We start from the raw sequence: 2,316 nt of genomic DNA on the forward strand, positions 1-2,316 counted from the left end.
GTCCGCCAGGGCCGCCCGCCCGGCTCGCCGGCCCGCGGGAGCCGGGACCGCGGGAGCCGGGACCGCGGGAGCCGGGGCCGCGCGGACCCGAGCCAGCGCCGGCCTCCCCGCGCGCCCCGCCCGCTCCGTTGCCGGAGGGGCCGCCGCCGGCGACCGCACCGCTCACGACCGGAACGGGCCCGGCCGCCACCCGTGACGGCTGCACGTAGTTGAGACCGTAGAAGTCGAGCGGCTGGTGGATCGTGCGCAGGTCCTCCGGCTCCGTCTCGAGCAGCAGCCGCAGCTCGGTCTCGTAGGGTTCCGGCGGCACCGGGTAGCTCCCGAGGAGGACGGCGTCGGCGAAAACGCGGTTGTGCAGCAGGTCGAAGAGCGCGGCGGCGACTTCGTCTGCCTCTCTGTCGCTCGCCGGCTGCACGGGCGAGTACGCGTTGGCGATTCCGATGCCGCCGCGCACGTCGGCGGCGCGCAGGCCCTGGACGGCGAGGCCGTGGCCGAGGAGCTGATGGTGCGCGGCCGGCAGTGCGGCGAAGAGGCGGGCCTCGCCGGGGGCATCCGTGCCGAGGGCGTAGCCGGCGAGCGTCACGGTCGCCGGCTCGTCGAGAGTGACCCAGGCATCGACCCGGTCGCCGAACACGGCCCCGAGCTCGTAGGCGTAGTCGGCGAAGCGCGAGGCGGTGTCGCGGTTCAGCCAGCCGCCGCGCAGGGCAAGCGGCAGGTCGCGCTGGTGCAGCGTCGCCATCGGGCGGATGCCGGCCGCGAGCAGCCCGTCGACGAGCCGGTCGTAGAACGCGAGTCCGGTGCGCGCGAGCGCCCCGCGTCCGTCCGGCTGCACCCGGGACCACGCGAACGAGAACCGGTAGGCGTCGACGCCGAGCTCGCCCAGGAGGGTGAGGTCCCCGGGCAGCTTGTTGTAGTGGTCCGCAGAAACGGATGCGTTCGACCCGTCCACGATGCGGCCGGCGGTCGCCGTGAACGGGTCCCAGGCCGACTCGGCGCGCCCGCCGTCGCGGGCGGCGCCCTCGATCTGGAACGCCGAACTCGCGACCCCGATCGTGAAGCCGTCGGGGAGCCGGTCGCCGAGTTCGCTGGCGCGGTGCGGCCAGGCCCGGCCGGCGACCGTGTTGGTGTTGATCGGCTTGCTGCTCATCTCGGAGGACTCTCTGTACTGTGTCGGTCGGGTGCTGTGCGGTCCGTCGGGTGCTGGGCGGTCGACCGGTTCGTGGAGCGGCCGTGGGCCGCGGTCACCAGCCTGTCACGCGCGGCGCGAGAATTCGCACCCCGAGGTCGCCCGGCCGGCCGGTTACCGCCCGAGGACCCGTTCGAGGTACCGGTTCGTGAAACGGCGCTCGGGGTCGAGCCTGTCGCGTACGGCGACGAAATCGTCGAAGTGCGGATAGGTCTCGCGAAGGGATTCGGCGTCCCTCGTGTGCATCTTCCCCCAGTGCGGGCGCCCGTCATGGGAGCGCATGATGGCCTCGACGGCGGTGAAGTACTCGGCCGGTTTCTCCCGGTAGAAACGATGCACGGCGATGTACCCGGTCTCACGGCCGTGGGCCGTGGACAGCCACACGTCATCCGCGGCTGCGGACCGCACCTCGATCGGGAACGAGATCCGCCAGCCGGAGCGCTGGATGAGTTCGCGGACCTCGCGCACGGCAGCCGGAATCGCGGCGATCGGGAGCGCGTATTCCATCTCGTGAAAACGCACGGCGCGCCGGCTCACGAAAATGCGCGTCGAGGCATCCGTGTAATCCCGCCGGGCCATGAAACGCTCGGCCACCCGGTTGATCGTCGGCACGGACTGCGGGAGCACGGCTCCGATCGTGCAGAGTGCCCCGAAGACGCCGTTGGCGAGCAGTTCGTCGTCGATCCAGCGGGAGACCGGCGCGAGCGGCGCGCGCCCGGCGGCCGGGTTTAGCCGGGTGTTCGTCTTGGTGAGGGCCTTCTCGGTGTGCGGGAACCAGTAGAACTCGAAGTGGTCGGCGGCGCGGCTGCGCTCGTCGAAGGTGTCGAGCACCTCGCCGAGCGGCTCGGCCTGTTCGACGGCGTGCAGGAGGAAGTCCGGGACGCACTGGATCGTCACGTCGACGAGGATCCCGAGCGCGCCGAGACCGAGGCGGGCGGCGGGGAAGATCTCCGCGTTCTCGGTCTCGCTCACGTGCAGGAGTTCGCCGTCGCCGGTGACGAGGGTGAGGCCGACGATCTGGGTGACGAGTCCGCCGAAGGCCGACCCGGTTCCGTGGGTTCCCGTCGAGGTCGCACCGGAAATCGTCTGCCGGTCGACGTCCCCCATGTTGGCGAGCGCCAGCCCGTATG

At 72.1% G+C, this 2,316-nt stretch carries 2 protein-coding genes; both read right to left on the minus strand.

What is annotated here, in order from left to right:
• Window positions 1-1,147 (minus strand): glycoside hydrolase family 1 protein (locus tag QN357_RS18655; RefSeq protein WP_323505358.1); only part of this gene is annotated, 1,147 nt, incomplete at its 3' end.
• A gap of 153 nt (window positions 1,148-1,300) precedes the next feature.
• On the minus strand, window positions 1,301-2,316 hold a 1,016-nt coding region (locus tag QN357_RS18660; protein WP_323505359.1), incomplete at its 5' end, for a D-arabinono-1,4-lactone oxidase.

It is taken from the genome of Cryobacterium sp. RTC2.1 (assembly GCF_035018685.1).
Taxonomy (GTDB): Bacteria; Actinomycetota; Actinomycetes; order Actinomycetales; family Microbacteriaceae; genus Cryobacterium; species Cryobacterium glucosi.